Origin of the sequence: Dactylosporangium sp. NPDC050688, assembly GCF_040654515.1 — a bacterium.
Taxonomy (GTDB): Bacteria; Actinomycetota; Actinomycetes; order Mycobacteriales; family Micromonosporaceae; genus Dactylosporangium.
Genome location: NZ_JBFAIC010000160.1, coordinates 1,376 through 3,464 on the forward strand (window position 1 = coordinate 1,376; position 2,089 = coordinate 3,464).

Here is a 2,089-nt window from a genome sequence, read left to right on the forward strand (position 1 = left end):
TGATAACCCCGCCTGAGGATTCGTCTGAGGGTGCAGGTGTGTGGATGGGTAGGGGAGCGTCGTGTCACCGGTGAAGCGGCGGAGTGATCCAGCCGTGGAGGTGACGCGAGTGAGAATGCAGGCATGAGTAGCGAAAGCAGGGTGAGAAACCCTGCCGCCGGATGACCAAGGGTTCCAGGGCCAGGCTAATCCGCCCTGGGTGAGTCGGGGCCTAAGGCGAGGCCGAGAGGCGTAGTCGATGGACAACGGGTTGATATTCCCGTACCCGCGTAGAAGCGTCCATGCTGAACCTGCTTGTACTAACCTCCGGAGATTCTGAAGCCTTCGGGTGGAGGGGTTGATGTTGGGAACTTGGGTGGTAGTAGGCAAGCGATGGGGTGACGCAGGAGGGTAGCTGGACCCGGCCGGTGGTTGTGCCGGGGCAAGCGTGTAGCCCGTGCTGTAGGCAAATCCGCAGCACTTGAGGGTGAGACGTGAAGCGGAGCCGTTTCAGGCGAAGTCAGTGATCCCATGCTGCCGAGAAAAGCCTCTAGCGAGTTTCGAGCGGCCCGTACCCCAAACCGACACAGGTGGTCAGGTAGAGAATACCGAGGCGATCGGGCGAACTGTGGTTAAGGAACTCGGCAAATTGCCCCCGTAACTTCGGGAGAAGGGGGGCCACCGATGGTGAGACCACGTGCTGGTGGAGCGGTTGGTGGCCGCAGAGACCAGGGGGAAGCGACTGTTTACTAAAAACACAGGTCCATGCGAAGTCGTAAGACGATGTATATGGACTGACGCCTGCCCGGTGCTGGAACGTTAAGGGGACCTGTTAGTCCGTGAGGGCGAAGCGGAGAACTTAAGCGCCAGTAAACGGCGGTGGTAACTATAACCATCCTAAGGTAGCGAAATTCCTTGTCGGGTAAGTTCCGACCTGCACGAATGGCGTAACGACTTCCCCACTGTCTCAACCACAGGCCCGGCGAAATTGCACTACGAGTAAAGATGCTCGTTACGCGCGGCAGGACGGAAAGACCCCGGGACCTTCACTATAGCTTGACATTGGTACTCGAATTCGATTGTGTAGGATAGGTGGGAGCCGGTGAAGCGGCCACGCCAGTGGTTGTGGAGGCAAGCTTGAAATACCACTCTGTTGGATTTGGGTATCTAACTTCGGACCGTGATCCGGTTCAGGGACAGTGTCTGGTGGGTAGTTTAACTGGGGCGGTTGCCTCCTAAAATGTAACGGAGGCGCCCAAAGGTTCCCTCAGCCTGGTTGGCAATCAGGTGTTGAGTGCAAGTGCACAAGGGGGCTTGACTGTGAGACTGACAGGTCGAGCAGGGACGAAAGTCGGGACTAGTGATCCGGCACTGGCAGGTGGAAGCGGTGTCGCTCAACGGATAAAAGGTACCCCGGGGATAACAGGCTGATCTTCCCCAAGAGTCCATATCGACGGGATGGTTTGGCACCTCGATGTCGGCTCGTCGCATCCTGGGGCTGGAGTAGGTCCCAAGGGTTGGGCTGTTCGCCCATTAAAGCGGTACGCGAGCTGGGTTTAGAACGTCGTGAGACAGTTCGGTCCCTATCCGCCGCGCGCGTAGGATACTTGAGAAGGGCTGTCCCTAGTACGAGAGGACCGGGACGGACGAACCTCTGGTGTGCCAGTTGTTCTGCCAAGAGCACGGCTGGTTGGCTACGTTCGGAAGGGATAACCGCTGAAAGCATCTAAGCGGGAAGCTCGCTTCGAGATGAGGTATCCCACCCCTTGAGGGTTAAGGCCCCCAGTTAGACCACTGGGTTGATAGGCCGGAAGTGGAAGCCTGGTAACAGGTTTGAGCTGACCGGTACTAATAGGCCGAGGACTTGACCTCAATATTCAAAGTCTTGTTAAGAGGCTTCGCATCCACTGTGTGATTCTGAACCAACACCAGAACGCACCCCACCCTTGGAGTTTGGGTGGGTGTGCGGTGGTTGACAGGTTCATAGTGTTACGGCGGCCATAGCGGAGGGGAAACGCCCGGTCCCATTCCGAACCCGGAAGCTAAGCCCTCCAGCGCCGATGGTACTGCACCCGAGAGAGTGTGGGAGAGTAGGACGCCGCCGGACAAA

Annotated in this window: 2 rRNA genes (1 of these 2 only partly in view); both read left to right on the top strand. The window is 57.7% G+C overall.

Annotation, left to right across the window (positions count from 1 at the left end):
• Positions 1 to 1,851: ribosomal RNA gene (locus AB0H83_RS51595) — 23S ribosomal RNA — on the top strand (it extends 1,367 nt beyond the left edge of the window).
• A 118-nt stretch (positions 1,852 to 1,969) separates the two neighbouring features.
• Positions 1,970 to 2,086 (top strand): 5S ribosomal RNA (rrf, locus tag AB0H83_RS51600).
• Positions 2,087 to 2,089: the final 3 nt, after the last annotated feature.